The organism is Sphingobium sp. B7D2B, from assembly GCF_025961895.1.
Taxonomy (GTDB): domain Bacteria; phylum Pseudomonadota; class Alphaproteobacteria; order Sphingomonadales; family Sphingomonadaceae; genus Sphingobium.
The window spans coordinates 2794451-2809433 of sequence record NZ_JAOQOM010000001.1; the positions used below are offsets into that span (position 1 = coordinate 2794451).

At 64.0% G+C, this 14983-nt stretch carries 12 protein-coding genes; 3 read left to right on the forward strand and 9 right to left on the reverse strand.

What is annotated here, in order from left to right; translation table 11 throughout:
* Positions 1–3: 3 nt before the first annotated feature.
* The 9 genes from M2341_RS12970 to uvrB form a co-directional block, all read right to left on the reverse strand.
* Positions 4–564: a type 1 glutamine amidotransferase domain-containing protein gene (locus M2341_RS12970; protein WP_264571009.1), complete on the reverse strand. Its 561-nt coding sequence runs from the start codon at positions 562–564 to the stop codon at positions 4–6.
* Positions 565–713: 149 nt separating this feature from the next.
* The gene (locus M2341_RS12975; protein WP_264585521.1) at positions 714–2717 is read right to left on the reverse strand and encodes a TonB-dependent receptor family protein; all 2004 of its coding nucleotides are present in this window, start codon (positions 2715–2717) and stop codon (positions 714–716) included.
* 41 nt (positions 2718–2758) lie between these two features.
* The gene (locus M2341_RS12980) at positions 2759–3382 is read right to left on the reverse strand and encodes an SCO family protein (RefSeq protein WP_264571011.1); all 624 of its coding nucleotides are present in this window, start codon (positions 3380–3382) and stop codon (positions 2759–2761) included.
* A complete protein-coding gene (locus tag M2341_RS12985) occupies positions 3369–3839 on the reverse strand; it encodes a copper chaperone PCu(A)C (RefSeq protein WP_264585522.1) in 471 nt (156 codons plus the stop codon). Before M2341_RS12985 ends, M2341_RS12980 begins: the two co-directional genes overlap by 14 nt.
* 67 nt (positions 3840–3906) lie before the next feature.
* The gene (locus M2341_RS12990) at positions 3907–4293 is read right to left on the reverse strand and encodes a DUF2946 family protein (protein WP_413715708.1); all 387 of its coding nucleotides are present in this window, start codon (positions 4291–4293) and stop codon (positions 3907–3909) included.
* Positions 4294–4384: 91 nt separating this feature from the next.
* Positions 4385–5626: a DUF445 domain-containing protein gene (locus tag M2341_RS12995; protein WP_264585524.1), complete on the reverse strand. Its 1242-nt coding sequence runs from the start codon at positions 5624–5626 to the stop codon at positions 4385–4387.
* Positions 5627–5757: 131 nt separating this feature from the next.
* Positions 5758–8898: an efflux RND transporter permease subunit gene (locus tag M2341_RS13000; RefSeq protein WP_181560314.1), complete on the reverse strand. Its 3141-nt coding sequence runs from the start codon at positions 8896–8898 to the stop codon at positions 5758–5760.
* Between the two features lie 97 nt (positions 8899–8995).
* On the reverse strand, positions 8996–10189 hold the full coding sequence (locus M2341_RS13005; RefSeq protein ID WP_264585525.1) for an efflux RND transporter periplasmic adaptor subunit: 1194 nt from the start codon (positions 10187–10189) through the stop codon (positions 8996–8998).
* Positions 10190–10477: 288 nt separating this feature from the next.
* On the reverse strand, positions 10478–12673 hold the full coding sequence (uvrB, locus tag M2341_RS13010; protein WP_264586045.1) for an excinuclease ABC subunit UvrB: 2196 nt from the start codon (positions 12671–12673) through the stop codon (positions 10478–10480).
* A gap of 231 nt (positions 12674–12904) precedes the next feature.
* Here uvrB and M2341_RS13015 point away from each other — a divergent pair, with 231 nt between their 5' ends.
* The 3 genes from M2341_RS13015 to M2341_RS13025 all read left to right on the forward strand — a co-directional run bounded on the left by M2341_RS13015 (position 12905) and on the right by M2341_RS13025 (position 14924).
* Positions 12905–13459 carry a DUF3617 domain-containing protein gene (locus tag M2341_RS13015; protein WP_264585526.1) on the forward strand — a complete coding sequence of 185 codons (555 nt, stop codon included), beginning with the start codon at positions 12905–12907 and terminating at the stop codon, positions 13457–13459.
* A gap of 80 nt (positions 13460–13539) precedes the next feature.
* Positions 13540–14379: a 2OG-Fe(II) oxygenase gene (locus tag M2341_RS13020; RefSeq protein ID WP_264585527.1), complete on the forward strand. Its 840-nt coding sequence runs from the start codon at positions 13540–13542 to the stop codon at positions 14377–14379.
* A 125-nt stretch (positions 14380–14504) separates the two neighbouring features.
* On the forward strand, positions 14505–14924 hold the full coding sequence (locus tag M2341_RS13025; RefSeq protein ID WP_264585528.1) for a VOC family protein: 420 nt from the start codon (positions 14505–14507) through the stop codon (positions 14922–14924).
* Positions 14925–14983 lie beyond the last annotated feature (59 nt).

A 14983-nucleotide genomic window follows, 5' to 3' on the forward strand; every position in this document is an offset into this window, starting at 1 on the left:
AGGTCAGGCCGCATCGACATGACGACCTTCAGCAAATTCCTCGATGATCTTGGCGCAGAAGGCGTCCAGATCATCCGGCGTGCGGCTGGTGACGAGGCCGTTGTCGACGACGACTTCCTCATCCACCCAATCCCCGCCGGCATTCTCGATATCGGTTCTGACTGTGGGGTAAGAGGTGAGCGTGCGCCCCTCGACCACATCGGCTTCGACCAGCAGCCACGGACCGTGGCAGATCACGCCGATGGGTTTGCCAGCCTCGGCGAAGGCGCGAACCAGATCCACGACATCATCATCGCCGCGCAGCTTGTCTGCGCCGACGCTGCCGCCGGGGATGATCAGGCCGTCGAAGTCATCGACGGACACATCGGCAACCGCGCGATCCACAGTGTAGGTGCCGCCGGGGTCGAGATCATTATTGTTGGTCTTGGCTTCACCCGTCTCGATGCCGATTACGGTGACGGTGGCGCCCGCCTTGGTCACGGCGTCGCGGGGTTGAACGAATTCGGGCTCTTCCGTGCCGCGCGGCGCGATGAGGATCGCGATGGATTTTCCTTCCAGACTCATGGGGTCTCTGCCTTTCCTTGCGTTTGGGGATATTCCGGACAACGCACCGGCAGGCGTTCCGAGCCCAAAGGACGTGCAAGACAGGCTGAACCGAACCAATCATACGCTGGCGGCGGAGCAACCCCCGCCGCCAGCGCTCTCATTCAGGCTCAGAAGCGGGCGCGAACGCCGCCGTACACCGCGCGCCGCTCGACCGGGTAATAGATTGCGGAGGCTGCATTAGCGGTGATTACTGCGGAAATGTCACCGATGGCCTTCTTGTCGGTGATGTTCCGTACGTCGAGGAACATGTCGACCCCGCTCGTCAGCGTCGCGCCTGCTGTCAGGCCAAGCAGCGCATAGCCGGGCGTGCGCGTGCTGTTGGCGTAATCGGCAAACGCCCCCTGCGGCACCCATTCGAGATTGGGCGCGACATTGAGCGCCGCCGTCCCGATCCGTACTTCACTGCGCAATACATTCAGCGGCACCACCGGCAGGCGGTTGTTCCGGAAAACCGCGTCGTTGACGAAGTGGAAGTCCGAATATTGCCAGATCTGGCGCAAACGCAACCAGGGGATGGGCGCGAGGCTGACGGCGGCCTCGATGCCACTGTGCCGCGTGCGATCCGCGTTGAAGGTAGCGGCCGGAACGGTGGTGCCATTGGGGGAATATTGCAGCAGCTCATCGCGCAGGGTGGCACGGTAGGCGGTGATGTCCCAGCTCACTATGCCCGCCTGCCCGCGGGTGCCGATTTCCGCCGTCCAGGCCGTCTGCGGGGCGATGGCCGCAATGAGCGTGCTGACCGGCGGCGTGCCGACGCTCTGGAAGACCTCCCCGAAGCCCGGGAATTCCGCCGAGCGGCTGTAGTTGGCGAAGAGCTGAATGTCCGGGGTCGGCTCGATGAGCACGCCGAACTTGGGCGAGAATTCACTGAAGGCGAGGCGCCCGCTCTGGCCCGTCGAGAACAGCACGGTCCGCTTGCGGAAGCCATCGGCATAAATGCCACCGGCAATCAGCGTGACGCCCGGCACCGGCTGCAGGCGCGCCTCGCCATAGACATTGGCGGTGCGCGCGGTCTGATCGGCATCGAAGGTCAGCGCCCCGCGTTGGCCATTCACATTCCGATACTGACGCGCCCGCGTTTCGCCATGGCGGAACTCGCCGCCCAGCGTTAAGGACAGAATGCCGGCATCATGGTCCAGCCGGGCAAAGACGCCCCGGTCGGTCGATTTCTGATCGATCACCTCGAAAATCGGGTGGAACAGATCCTTCATGTTGAGAAAGGCCCCCACATCGAGCCGGGTCTGGCCCCAATCGAAGCGGGTGCGGTTCTGCAGGCGGATCGAGTCGATATCCCGCCCCTGATCGCCGCTGAAATTGCCTTTTTCCGGATTATTCAGAACATCCGTAGCGGTAAGCGCGCCGGGCAGGTCCTGACGGATGCGGTTGAGGCTCGCATAGAAGCGCGTGGTCACAACATCGGACAGAGCGAGGCCGACATTGCCATGGATGCGCATGCTCTCGCGATGGGCGTGCTGGCGGTCGCCATCCGAGCTATCGGCACTCAGGCCGACCCAATAATCTGCCGGGCCGCTGGTGCCGCCATAGGCCGCCAGTCCCCGGACTGTCTCGAAGCTGCCGGCATCGGCGCGCAGATACAGGCCGGGCGCGTCCTTGCCCGTCGGCGTCACGCCATTGATCGCGCCGCCCAGCGTGCCCGAGCCGAAGCGCAGGGCGTTGGCGCCACGATAGACCTCCAGCCGCTCGAAGAAGATCGGGTCCAGTTCCTGAAAATCGCCATTGTCATCGGCGAGATTGATCGGCGCGCCATCCTGCAGCAGCGTGATGCCCCGCATGTGGAAGCCGCGAGAGAGGCCCGAGCCGCGGATGGAGAGGCGAACCTCCTGCCCATAGCGCGGCTGGGTGTAGACGCCGGGTGAAAAGGCGAGCGTATCGCGCAGTGAGACGATGGTCTTGTCGGCATAATCCTCGTGCCGGACGACATCGGTGCCGCCCGGCGTGGCGCGGGCGAGCCGCTCGGCTTCCTGGGTCTGGGACTGGCCCACGACGATGATGGTGCGCTCGCCATCGGCGGCGGCATCGGCAGCCTCCTCAGCAAAGGCGGGCGTGGCCATGGCGAGCATGATTGCGAGAGCGATAAAGGACGTTTTCATGATGATGTCTCCCCCCCGTTCGGGGTCTGAAATATTGTGGGTCAGGCGATCAGGCGGCGAAGTTCGGCGAGGGCCGCATCTTCACTATCCTGATCGCTCAGCAGGGATTGCAGGCGCCCGTCGCGATCCATGAGGATGACGAAGGCGCTGTGATCGATGGTGTAATCGCCGCCCTCGAGCGGGATCTTCTGGTAGAAGACCCGGAAGGACCTGGCGGCGTCGGCAATCTGGGTTGGCGAACCGGTCAGGCCGAGAATGGGCGTGCCGAACAGATCGACATAAGCACCCACATCGGCCGGCTTGTCATGGCCGCTATCCACCGAGACGAAGACGATGCGGAACTTGTCCCCATCCTTGCCCATCGCCTTGCGCAGATGCGCCATGCGGCTGAGGGTCGTCGGGCAAATATCCGGGCAGCGGGTGAAGCCGAAGAAGATCGCATAGGGCGTGCCCTTGAGCGTCTGCGCGGTGACCGGCTTTCCATCCCTGTCGACCAGCGAGAAATGCTGGCCGACATCGGCCGGCGCGCCCGCAATCACTTGCGGCGGACCTTGGGTGACGAACCGCAGGGCCAGCAGAATACCAAGGCCAAGGGCAGCGAGCGCCACCAGCAGCCAGAGCCACAAGCGAATGCGAGCCAGCCGGCGCGGATCAGTGTCCGCCATGGCTGCCTCCATAAGTGACGGCCTCGACGGCGAACGAGACCTGCACCTTGCCGGCGCGGGCGAAGTCGAGCGTGACGGGAATGGTCTCGCCGCGCACCAGCGGGCGCTTGAGGCCCATGAACATGATGTGGAAACTGCCCGGCTTGAGCGTCACCGAGCCGCCGGCCGGGATCGGCAGGCCATGCTTGAGCGGCCGCATCCGCATGACACCGCCCTCCATGCTCATGCTGGGGACTTCGACGCGGGTGGCCACGGGGGTACTGCCTCCGATGAGCCGCTCATCCGCACGGGCGCTGTTGGTGATAGTGAGGAAACCGCCACCCGCAGACTGCCCACGCGCGGTTTCCCGCGCCCAGGGTCGATCGATGGTGAGGCCGTCCTTCTTGACGCCCTGCGCGGTGGCAGGTGCCACCAAGGCTGCGGCGAAACCCGCCGCGATCACGATAGGAATTTGCATTGAGAAACACTCCGACATGCCCACGCGTGACGACGCGCCGGCAGGACCGACAAATCAGCTCAGATTGTCAGGCGTAGGCCGGAGGGCCGCGTAGGGGGGGGCGGAGATAGGTCTCGTGCCGGGGCAGCCGCAGATCGGTCTGCAGCAGGGCCGTCGCGAAGATGAACGCCAGCCCGGCTTCGAGCACGACCGGATCGGTTGCGGCAAGCGCCTGAGCCGTCAGGCCGCCGAAGGCGCAGGTCTGATCCGATTGGGTCTGCGGCGTCTTGTCCTTGCCCTCGACGGGAATGTGCAGCGTGATCGGCCCGGCCCCGCCGGACGAACACAGCTCGACGGTGAGCGTCTTGCCACTGACGACGGGCATGAAGCCCGCCGGCATCAGCGCCTTGAACAGCAACGCGAGGCCGAGCAGCGTGGCAGCCCAGCAGCGGTGCGAAAGAACAAGGCGGCGCATATGCAACACGGCCGCGCTCCTAATCCCCTCCGCCGCATTTGTCACCCGCGAACGGATAAAACCTCACGGCGCGCAGGCTGGAGCGGATTTTCTAGAACAAATAGCTCAGGCTGTGCAGCGTGAGGCCGACCAGACCGCCGACCAGGGTGCCGTTGATCCGGATATATTGCAGATCGCGCCCGACTGCATTTTCCAGCCGGCCGGTGATCGTCCGCGCATCCCAACTGCGGACGGTTTCGGAGACCAGCAGGACGATGCTGTCGCCATAGCGCGCCGCCGTGCCGACCGCGACGCGCCGGGCGAAACGATTGACCACATGCTTGAGCGCGGGATCGTCGCGGAGCGTTTCGCCGAGCTGGCGCACCACCTCGCCCATCCGGCCAGCGAGCGCCGCCTGCGGATCACGCGCGGCGCGCAGCATGGCCTCGCGCGCGGCTTGCCAGATGCCATCCAGCCAGCGCTGCATGGCCGGGTTGGCGATCATCTCGTCGCGGATGCGGTCGACACGCGCCTGCATCTTGGGGTCGGTCTGGAGATCGTCCGCAAGAGTCGCCAGCCCCTCCTCCACCTTGGAGCGCAGCCGGTGCTCGGGGTCGTCAGCAGCCTCCTGCAGCAGCCTGTCCAGCCCGTCGATGATCTTGTTGGCCAGCGTCTCGTCGAGCCCGGTGAAGCGCATGATCTTGCCGGAGCGCTCATGCACGATCTGGCGGATGAGCTCGCGATTGGCTTCCAGCGTCCGCGCCCCCCAGCGGATCAGGGCATCGAGCACCGGCTGGTGACGCCCGTCCTTCATGGCGGCGGCGAGCAACTGGCCCAGCAGCGGCGCGGCATTGAGCTGCCTAATGCGCTGGATCAGCACGCCCTTGAGCATCCCGCCTAGCCGCTCGTCATCCAGCGCTTCCAGAGAATCGGCCAGCAAGCGGGAGGCGCCTCGGCGCAAGCGTCCATCACCGGCAGCCGGCGCCGCCAGCACGCGCCCGGCCGCTCCGGCGACATCCAGCCGGCCCATGCGGCGAGCGACGACGGCGGGGGTAAGGAAATTATCGCGCAGGAAGACGGCCAGCGTATCGCCGATGCGATCCTTGTTGCGGGGGATGATCGCGGTGTGCGGGATCGGCAGGCCCAGAGGATGACGGAACAGCGCAGTGACCGCGAACCAGTCGGCCAATCCGCCGACCATGGCCGCCTCGGCGAACGCCCGGACGAAGCCCAAAGCCGGATGCAGGTCCTCGAACCGACGCGCCGACACATAGGCAATCGCCATCACGACCAGCAACCCGGTCGCAATGATGCGCATCTGCCGCACGCCGCTATGGACGGGAACCTTGATCATGCGACGTCTCTAGCCGACTGCTGCCCCTGGGTCATCCGGCAAGGCATCGCGCGGCCGGTCCATCCCGGCACGCGAACCAAGCCGCTGCCGGAAGAAGTCCCGCCAGCGACAAGAGTTCCAGAAACCCCTGCTTATTCGGCTGGCTGAGCGGCCTCGCCCTTGCCGTCATAGGTCAGCACCCGGCGGCGCAGCCACGGGCCGATCCGCTTTTCCACGCCATCGGCGAGGCTGAACGCAGCCGGCACGATCGCGAGGGTGAGCAGCGTCGAGAGGATCAGGCCGCCGATCACGGTGATGCCCATCGGCGAGCGCCAGGCGCCATCACCGGTGAGCGAGAGCGCGGTCGGCACCATGCCGGCGGTCATGGCGACCGTCGTCATCACGATCGGCTGGGCGCGCTTGTGGCCTGCTTCCATGATCGCCTCGAACTTGGGCACGCCCTTGTCCATCTCCTCCAGCGCGAAGTCGATCAGCAGGATCGAGTTCTTGCCGACGATGCCCAGCAGCATCAGCAGGCCGATATAGACCGGCAGCGAAAGCGGCTCGTTCATCACCAGCATCAGCAGCAGGCCACCCAGGGGCGCCAGCGCCAGCGAGCACATGTTCACCAATGGAGAAATGAACCGCTTGTAGAGCAGCACCAGCACCGCGAAGACCAGCAGCACGCCAGAGGTCACGGCAATGACGAAGTTCTGGATCAACTCCTCCTGCCAGCGATCGCTGCCGACGGCCTGATTGCTCACGCCCTGCGGCAGGTTGCGCATGGTCGGCAGCTTGTTGATCGCCTCCATGACCGGGCCCTTGACTGCGCCCTGCGCCAGATCCGCACCGACGAAGATGCGGCGCTGCTGGGCATAACGCTGGATAGAGGTCGGCCCGGAGCCGAAGCTGATCTCGGCGACGCGGCTGAGCGGCACGGTGCCGCCGCCCGCCGTGGGGACAGGCAGGTTCTCGATGTTCGAGAGATCGCGCCGCGCCGATTCCGGCAGCATGACCCGGATGGGCACCTGGCGATCGGACAGCGAGAATTTCGCGCTGTTCTGGTCGATATCGCCCAGTGTTGCGATGCGGATCGTCTGGCTGAGCGCGGACGTCGTGACGCCAAGCTGGGCGGCCAGATCGAGCCGCGGACGGATGATGAGCTCCGGCCGCTGCATGTCGGCATTGACGCGCGGCGCCACCACACCGGGCAGGCTCTTCATCTCTTCGGCAACCTTCGTCGCCGTCTCTTCCAGAAGCGCCGGGTCAGAGCCGGAGAGCATCACGGAAATATCGCGTCCCGTGCCGAACCCGCCCTGCTGGGACGCGAACGAGACGCGCGCGTCCGCAATTTCCGCGAGGCGAGGCGCCAGTTCGCGCTCGAACTCGATGCTGGTCCGCTTGCGGTCCTTCTTGAGCGTGATGAAGATACGGGCATTGCCCTCGCCGACGTTCGCCATGGCGGTATCGACTTCCGGCTGCTTGTTCAGCAGCTCGGTCACCTGATCGGCAATGGCCTCGCTCTGCCGGAGCGTCGTGCCCGGCACTGCCTCGATGTTGATCCGGCTGAAGTCCTGATCGGCATTGGGCTCGAACTGCTTGGGCATCGAGACGAGGAGGATGACGGTCAAGGCAAAGGCCGCCAGACCAAAGCCCATCATCCAGACGCGATGATCGAGGAAGCGCGCGCGAATCCGCCGCCCCAGCCCACCGCCCCGGGCATAAGCCTTCGCCTTGCGATCATCGAGCGCCCAGCCAAGCAGGCTCATATAGCGATCCATGAGCCAGCCCTCGCCATGCTTCTCCTCGCCATGATGTTCGAGGAAATAAGCGGCGACCAGCGGCGTGATCATGCGCGCGACGGCAAGGCTGATCAGCACGGCGATGACGACCGTGAAGCCGAAATTCTTGAAGAACTGACCGGTGATGCCGGGCATCAAGGCGACCGGGAAGAACACCGCGACGATGGACATCGTCGTTGCAACCACCGCGAGGCCGATCTCGTCCGCCGCGTCGATGGAGGCCTGATAGGCCGTCTTGCCCATGCGCATGTGCCGCACGATGTTCTCGATCTCCACGATCGCATCGTCGACCAGCACGCCGGCCACCAGACCGAGCGCGAGCAGGGAGAGGGAGTTCAGGTTGAACCCCATCAAATCCATGAAATAGAAGGTCGGGATCGCCGAGAGCGGAATGGCGATGGCGCTGATCACCGTCGCCCGCCAGTCGCGCAGGAAGATGAACACCACGATGACGGCGAGCACCGCACCCTCGATGAGAGCGTGCATCGAGCTGCTATACTGGCTCTTGGTATAGTTCACGCTGTTGAAGCGCTGGTAGAAGCGAATGCCGGGATTTTCCGTCTCAAGCTGCTTCAACACCTTGAGGGTTTCATCGAAGACGCTGACGTCCGATGCGCCCTTGGCGCGCTCGATGGAGAAGTTGACGACCTGCTTGCCGCCGACCTTCGCCAGGCGCTTTTGCTCGCCATAGCCATCGGTCACGCTGGCAATGTCCGCCAGCAGGATCGTGCGGCCGTTGCCCAGCGATATCTGGGTCTGGCCGAGGCTGTAGGCATCCTGCGCATTGCCCAGCACGCGCACCGACTGACGCGAGCCGGCGATCTCCGCCTGGCCGCCCGCCGCGTTGACGTTCACCTGACGCAGCGCCTGATTGACCTGGGACGCCGTGACACCGAGCGACTGCATCTTGGCCGGATCCAGCGTCACGCGGATTTCGCGATCGACCCCGCCACCGCGCCCGACGCGCGCCATGCCTTCGATGCCGAGCAGGCGCTTGGCCACCGTATCGTCGACGAACCAGCTCAACTGCTCGATCGTCATGTCCGAGGCCTGGACCGAGAAAAACGCGATCTCGGCGCCGCCCACTTCGACCTTCTGGACGAAGGGCTCGAGAATGCCGTCTGGAAGATCGCTGCGGATCTGGTCGACCGCGTTCTTCACTTCCTGGGTAGCGACGTTGGAATCGACGCCAATCTGGAACTGGACGAAAGTCTGGCTCGATCCTTCGCTGGCCGTCGACTGGATTTCATCGACGCCATTGATCGACCGCACCGCCGCCTCGACGCGCTGGGTGATCTGGGTCTCGATTTCCGTCGGCGCGGCGCCCGGCTGGCTGATCGTGACGTTGACGGCCGGAAAATCGATGTCCGGATTGTCCACGACGGCCATACGGCTGAACGCAATGATGCCCGCCAGCAGCAGGCCGATGAAGAGCACGATCGGCGGCACCGGATTGCGGATGCTCCAGGCCGATATGTTGCGAAGACTCATCTCGTCTGTCCTGCCAATCTAGCGTGTGACGGCCGCCACAAGCAGCGGCGCCCTGTTAGACGTCGCCCGTTAGACGTCGCTTGTCAGGCGTCGCCGGTCAGCCGCCAGCCCTTCCGTCCGTTGCACTCTTCGCGAGCCGGGGCTTGACCGTCTCGCCCGGGCTGAGGAAGCCGCCGGCATAGAGCACGACGCGCTCCGAGCCATTGAGTCCCTGCACCACGGCGATGCCCCGCGTTGTCACGGCGCCCGTCTTCACCGACCGGCGCTCGACCTTGTTATCCTTGCCGACGACATAGACATAGCTGCCCTTCGGGTCGCTCTGAATGGCGGACTCCGGCAGGACCGCTGCCGACACGCGCTCCATGGCAATTTCCGCATTGGCGAAACCACCCGGACGCAGCGCGGCATTATAAGGCACGGCGATGCGGACGATGCCCTGGCGCGACGTCTGGTCGATCACCGGCGCGATCTGCCACACGCGACCCTCGAAGCTCTGCGTCATGCCGACAGGCGTCACGCGTGCTACGGCACCTTCGGACAGCAAGGCCAGCTCGTCTTCGGAGAGCAGTGCCTTCATTTCCATTTCGCCCGCGCGGGCGATGCGGAACAGCACGCCGCTGCCACCGGACACGACCTGACCCGGCTCGACCGAGCGCGTGAGCACCAGCCCTGCGGCGGGCGCGCGAATATCGAGCCGCCCGACCTGCGCGCGCATCTGGTTGAGCTGCGCCACGGCCACATTGACCCGGGCCACGGCGGCATCGCGCGTCGCGGTCTTCTGGTCGATGTCGGCGCGGGACACGAATCCGTCGCTCACCAGCGCCTTGGCGCGATCAAGATTGTTCTGGGCCAGCTTGGCGTCGGCCCGCGCGACCTGCACGGACGCTTCGAGCTGGGAAATCTGCTGGGCCTGCACCGACCGCTCGATGGTCGCGAGAATCTGATTCGCGCCGACCCAGTCGCCCGGCTGAACATGAACGGCGACCACGCGGCCACCCTCGCCGACCACGCCGACGGGCATATCCACCCGCGCTGCCAGTGAGCCGGTGGCATTGGCGGTGCGCGTCACGGCTTCCTGCGCGGGCACAGCGACGGTGACGATTGCCACCTGGCTGACCTGCTCGCCCTGATCGCCCGAACCGCCGAAGAATCGATAGGCCAGCATCGCGATGACCGCCAACGCGACGAGCGCGCCAACAACCAGCAGCAGGCGCCGCCGCTTCTGCCGACTCTCGGCCTCTTCCGGGTCCACACTGGACACGCCGTATTTCATGTTCGCTTCATAGTTCATGAGTTTCGCCGCCTAGGCGCCCCTTAGCTCGAACTGTATTACATGAATAAGTCACTATCGACAAGCGGGATTATACCCACCTTCTCGCAGCCGCAACACCCTGGGTTCACTTCGCTTTCTAAGCTGAAGACCTTACAGGACAGCAGCATGAATGAACGCTGAGCAAAAGCGATGCTCGGCGGATGCGCCTGCATGAAATCCGAGTGTCGCAGCGGCGCCGGCTTGTAGACTTCGTCTACTTGCTGTCAAACGAAATTGAGCCGCGAAAAGTCTCCACCGCTTGTGAGGCTAGCGCCCCATTTTTCGCTGCGTCTTGCCATAGCGCATCTTGCGCGTGCCGGGTTTGCCCTCCGTTGCGCGGCCAAGATAGCGCCCGGCATTGGCGGTGACCTGCTGATCGACGGGGAGCCCCAGCTCTTCGGCTTCCAGCTTGCGGATCTGGTCGCGCAGGCGGCCGGCTTCCTCGAACTCGAGATCGGCGGCGGCGGTGCGCATCTTCTTTTCGAGATCCTCGATATAGGCGCGCAGATTGTGGCCCACCATGTGCGGCGCATCGTCGAGGCCGGTGTCGACGGTCACCTGATCCTTGCTGGCCACATGGGCGATGATGTCGCCGATCTGCTTCTTCACGCTTTCCGGCGTGATGCCATGTTCCAGATTATAGGCGACCTGCTTCTCGCGGCGACGGTTCGTTTCGTTGAGCGCGCGCTCCATCGAGCCTGTCATGCGGTCGGCATAGAGGATCACGCGCCCATCCACATTGCGGGCGGCGCGGCCGATGGTCTGGATGAGGCTGGTTTCCGACCGCAGAAAGCCTTCCTTGTCGGCATCGAGAATGGCGACGAGGCCGCATTCGGGAATATCCAGGCCCTCGCGCAGCAGGTTGATGCCCACGAGCACGTCATAGACGCCCAGGCGCAAGTCGCGGATCAGCTCGATGCGCTCCAGCGTCTCGACATCGCTGTGCATGTAGCGGACCTTGAGGCCTGCCTCATGCATGAACTCGGTCAGATCTTCGGCCATGCGCTTGGTGAGCGTGGTCACCAGGGTGCGGTAGCCCTTTTGCGCGGTCAACTTGGCTTCATGGATGAGGTCGTCCACCTGATCCTCGACCGGCTTGATCTCCACCGGCGGATCGATGAGACCGGTCGGGCGGATGACCTGCTCGGAGAAGGTGCCGCCGGTCTGCTCCATCTCCCAGTTGCCGGGCGTGGCGGAGACGCTGACCGTCTGCGGGCGCATCGCGTCCCATTCATTGAAGCGCAGCGGGCGGTTGTCGATGCAACTCGGCAGGCGGAAGCCATATTCGGCGAGCGTCACCTTGCGACGATGATCGCCCCGCGCCATCGCGCCGATCTGCGGCACGGTCTGGTGGCTCTCATCCACAAACAGGATCGCGTTTTCCGGCAGATACTCAAACAACGTCGGCGGCGGCTCACCCGGCAGGCGGCCGGTGAGGAAGCGGGAATAATTCTCGATGCCCGCGCAGGAGCCCGTGGCCGCGATCATCTCCAGATCGAAATTGGTGCGCTGCTCCAGCCGCTGCGCCTCCAGCAACTTACCCTCCTCGACCAGTTCCTTCAGCCGCTCGGTCAGCTCATGGCGGATCGCCTCCATCGCCTGCTTGAGCGTCGGACCGGGGGTAACATGGTGCGAATTGGGGAAGACCTTGACGTAATCGAGGCTCGCCGCCTTCTTGCCGGTCAGTGGATCGAACTCGACAATCTCCTCGATCTCGTCCCCGAAGAAGCTGATCCGCCAGGCATTATCCTCATAGTGGCTCGGGAAAATCTCCAGATTGTCGCCCCGAACGCGGAAGTTGCCGCGCGCGAAGGCGGCATCGTTGCGCTTATATTGCAGCGCCACGAGCTTGCGGATGATCTCGCGCTGATCGGCGCTTTCGCCCTTTTTGAGGCTGAAGGTCATCGCCGAATAGGTCTCGACCGAACCGATACCGTAAATGCACGAGACGGACGCGACGATGATCACGTCATCGCGCTCCAGCAGCGACCGGGTCGCCGAGTGGCGCATCCGGTCGATCCCCTCGTTCACGCTCGACTCTTTCTCGATGTACGTATCCGAGCGGGGCACATAGGCCTCGGGCTGGTAGTAATCATAATAGCTGACGAAATACTCGACCGCATTCTCGGGGAAGAAGCTCTTGAACTCTCCATAGAGCTGCGCGGCGAGAATCTTGTTGGGCGCCAGCACCAGCGCGGGGCGCTGTACCGCTTCGATCACCTTCGCCATGGTGAAGGTCTTGCCCGAGCCGGTGACGCCGAGCAGCACCTGATCCTTCTCACCCGCTTCTGCCGCCTCGACCAGCTCGGCAATGGCGGTCGGCTGGTCGCCGGCCGGCTGATAATCGCTCACCAGCTTGAAACGCCTGCCACCCTCCGCCTTTTCCGGGCGTGCCGGACGGTGGGGAACGAAGGACTGGTCGGTCTGGGGTTCAGCCAGACTTGTGCGGATTTGGATCGCCATAGGGGGAATATGGCGATTGTGGCCGCCGGCGGCAATGGGGCGGAAGAACAAAGCGGGATCGACGATGACTGGGCCCGCCATCATGATATGGGGTGAGCATCAGTCAGGCTTTGCGGCCGATCCGACCCCCCGCGCCTTATTCTCGGGCTTGCCCCGCGCAGGCGAAACCTCCATCACCGGCCGGACGAGCTTGGACACACAGGTGCCGGGCCTTGCGAAGAGGACATGCCCATGCGCGCCGTTTTTCTGATCACCCCTGCCCTTCTTGTCCTCTCCGGCTGCGACAGCGGCCCGAATGTCTCGGCGACCAACGCGACGCCCGAGGAAGTGCAGCAGCAAGTGGCGGCTGCCGGTGGCGATGGCATCATGGTCAGTCCCGGTCGGTGGGAAGGCCAGATGACGGTGCAGAACATCGAGATGCCCGGTTTGCCCGCCGAAGCGCGTGATCACATGAAGGCGCAGATGGGCGCCGGGCGAAGCTTCACCAGTTGCGTGACCGAGGAGGATGTGAAGGAGCAGAAGGCCTTATTCCCCGGCGAGCACGACAAGAGCTGCAAATATGATCACTTCACGATGAAAAATGGTAAGATTTCCGCGCTACTCAAATGCGATGGCGGCGCGCAGGGTCGCATGGAAATGAAGATGGACGGCGAATATGCCCCCGACCGCTACCGGATGGAAATGGCCTCAAAGGCCCAAGGCGGGGACGCCGCAGGCGAGATGACGATGAAGATGACAGTAGATGCCAAGCGGGTCGGCGCCTGCAAGGGAGACGAACAGGGCTGACGATCCGCGTTTGAACGGCCTTTTAGAATCGGGGGGATGCACCCTGAGCGACATCAAACGAGCAATGCAGTGGGGAAGTGATGGCAATACTCACGCCAATCGAGAATGAAGGTTATATTCACTTCGAAGAGGATGCCAGCAAGCAAGCGGGCACCGAACTCGCCGAAATTTATCAGACTGGCGCCCCCTTTCCTCACATCGTGATGGAAGAATTCCTGCCGACGCCATTTCTGCGCAGCTTGCTCAGCGAGTTTCCCGACACCAGTGACAAAAGCTTCTTCGATCGCGACCAGGAGCGGTTCAAGGTGCAGCTTCCGCCAAGCCAGATTCCCGGCGCCCGACTGCGCAATCTTGTCACAGAGCTAAACAGCCCAGCCGTGCTGCGCTTCCTGCAGTCGCTGACCGGCATCAAGGGGCTCATTCCCGATCCATATTATATGGGTGGCGGCCTGCACGAGACGCGCAGCGGCGGCCATCTGGGCGTTCATGCCGATTTCAACATTCACAAGCCCCTCAAGCTTGAGCGGCGCCTCAACCTGTTGATCTATCTGAACGACGACTGGCAGGATGATTGGGGTGGCCATCTTGAACTGTGGGATAAAAAGATGACGAAGTGCGAACACCGAATCGCGCCGGTGCTCGGACGCGCAGTCATTTTCAACACGTCGCTCGACAGCTTCCATGGGCAGCCCGACCCCGTTCGCTGCCCCCCTGATCGCGCACGGCGATCCATTGCCACCTATTATTACACCGCCAGCGAAGAGGGGCTGACCAAACTCCCGCAGCGGACCACAGTCTTCAAGACGCGGCCCGGCACGACCGACCGGGAGGATCTCGCGGTCCGGTTCGACCATTTTCTGAGAGACTGGGTGCCGCCGCGCCTCTACCCCTTTGCAACCAAGTTCAATCGTTTCAAATGAAGCTGCGGTACGGCAAGGCCGCATCAGCGGGAGATCGTCTGTCGGGTCGACCTGGATTTGCCGTTGGTCGGCCTTTGACAGCAAGGAACGGGATCGCCTGACGGCATCCCGGCGGAGAGGCACCCATGATCGGCTACACGACGGTGGGCACCAATGACCTGCAGCGCGCCATGGCCTTCTATGATGCGCTGTTCGGCAGTGTCGGCATCCGGCGGTTGCTGGAGCTGCCGCATATCGCGGCCTGGGGCGCCAGCTGGAGCAAACCGATGTTTGGCGTCGCCAAGCCCTTCAATGGCGGACCGGCGACGCCCGGAAACGGGGCGATGGTCGCCATGGGCCAGCGCACGCGCGAGAAGGTGCGGCGCCTGCATGGCAAGGCCATCGAAATGGGCGGGGTGGATGAAGGCCCGCCTGGTCTGCGCAGTGCCGATGGGAGTCAGGCCTTTTACGCCGCCTATGTGCGGGATCTCGACGGCAACAAGCTCTGTTTCTACTGCGTCGGTCCCGGCGAAGGCGATGCGGAGACGGCTGCGCTGGCCGGCTAGATCCGCAAACACGGCCCGGCGGTCAGAATTTTCCGGGCGACCTGGCATGCGCTTGTGCT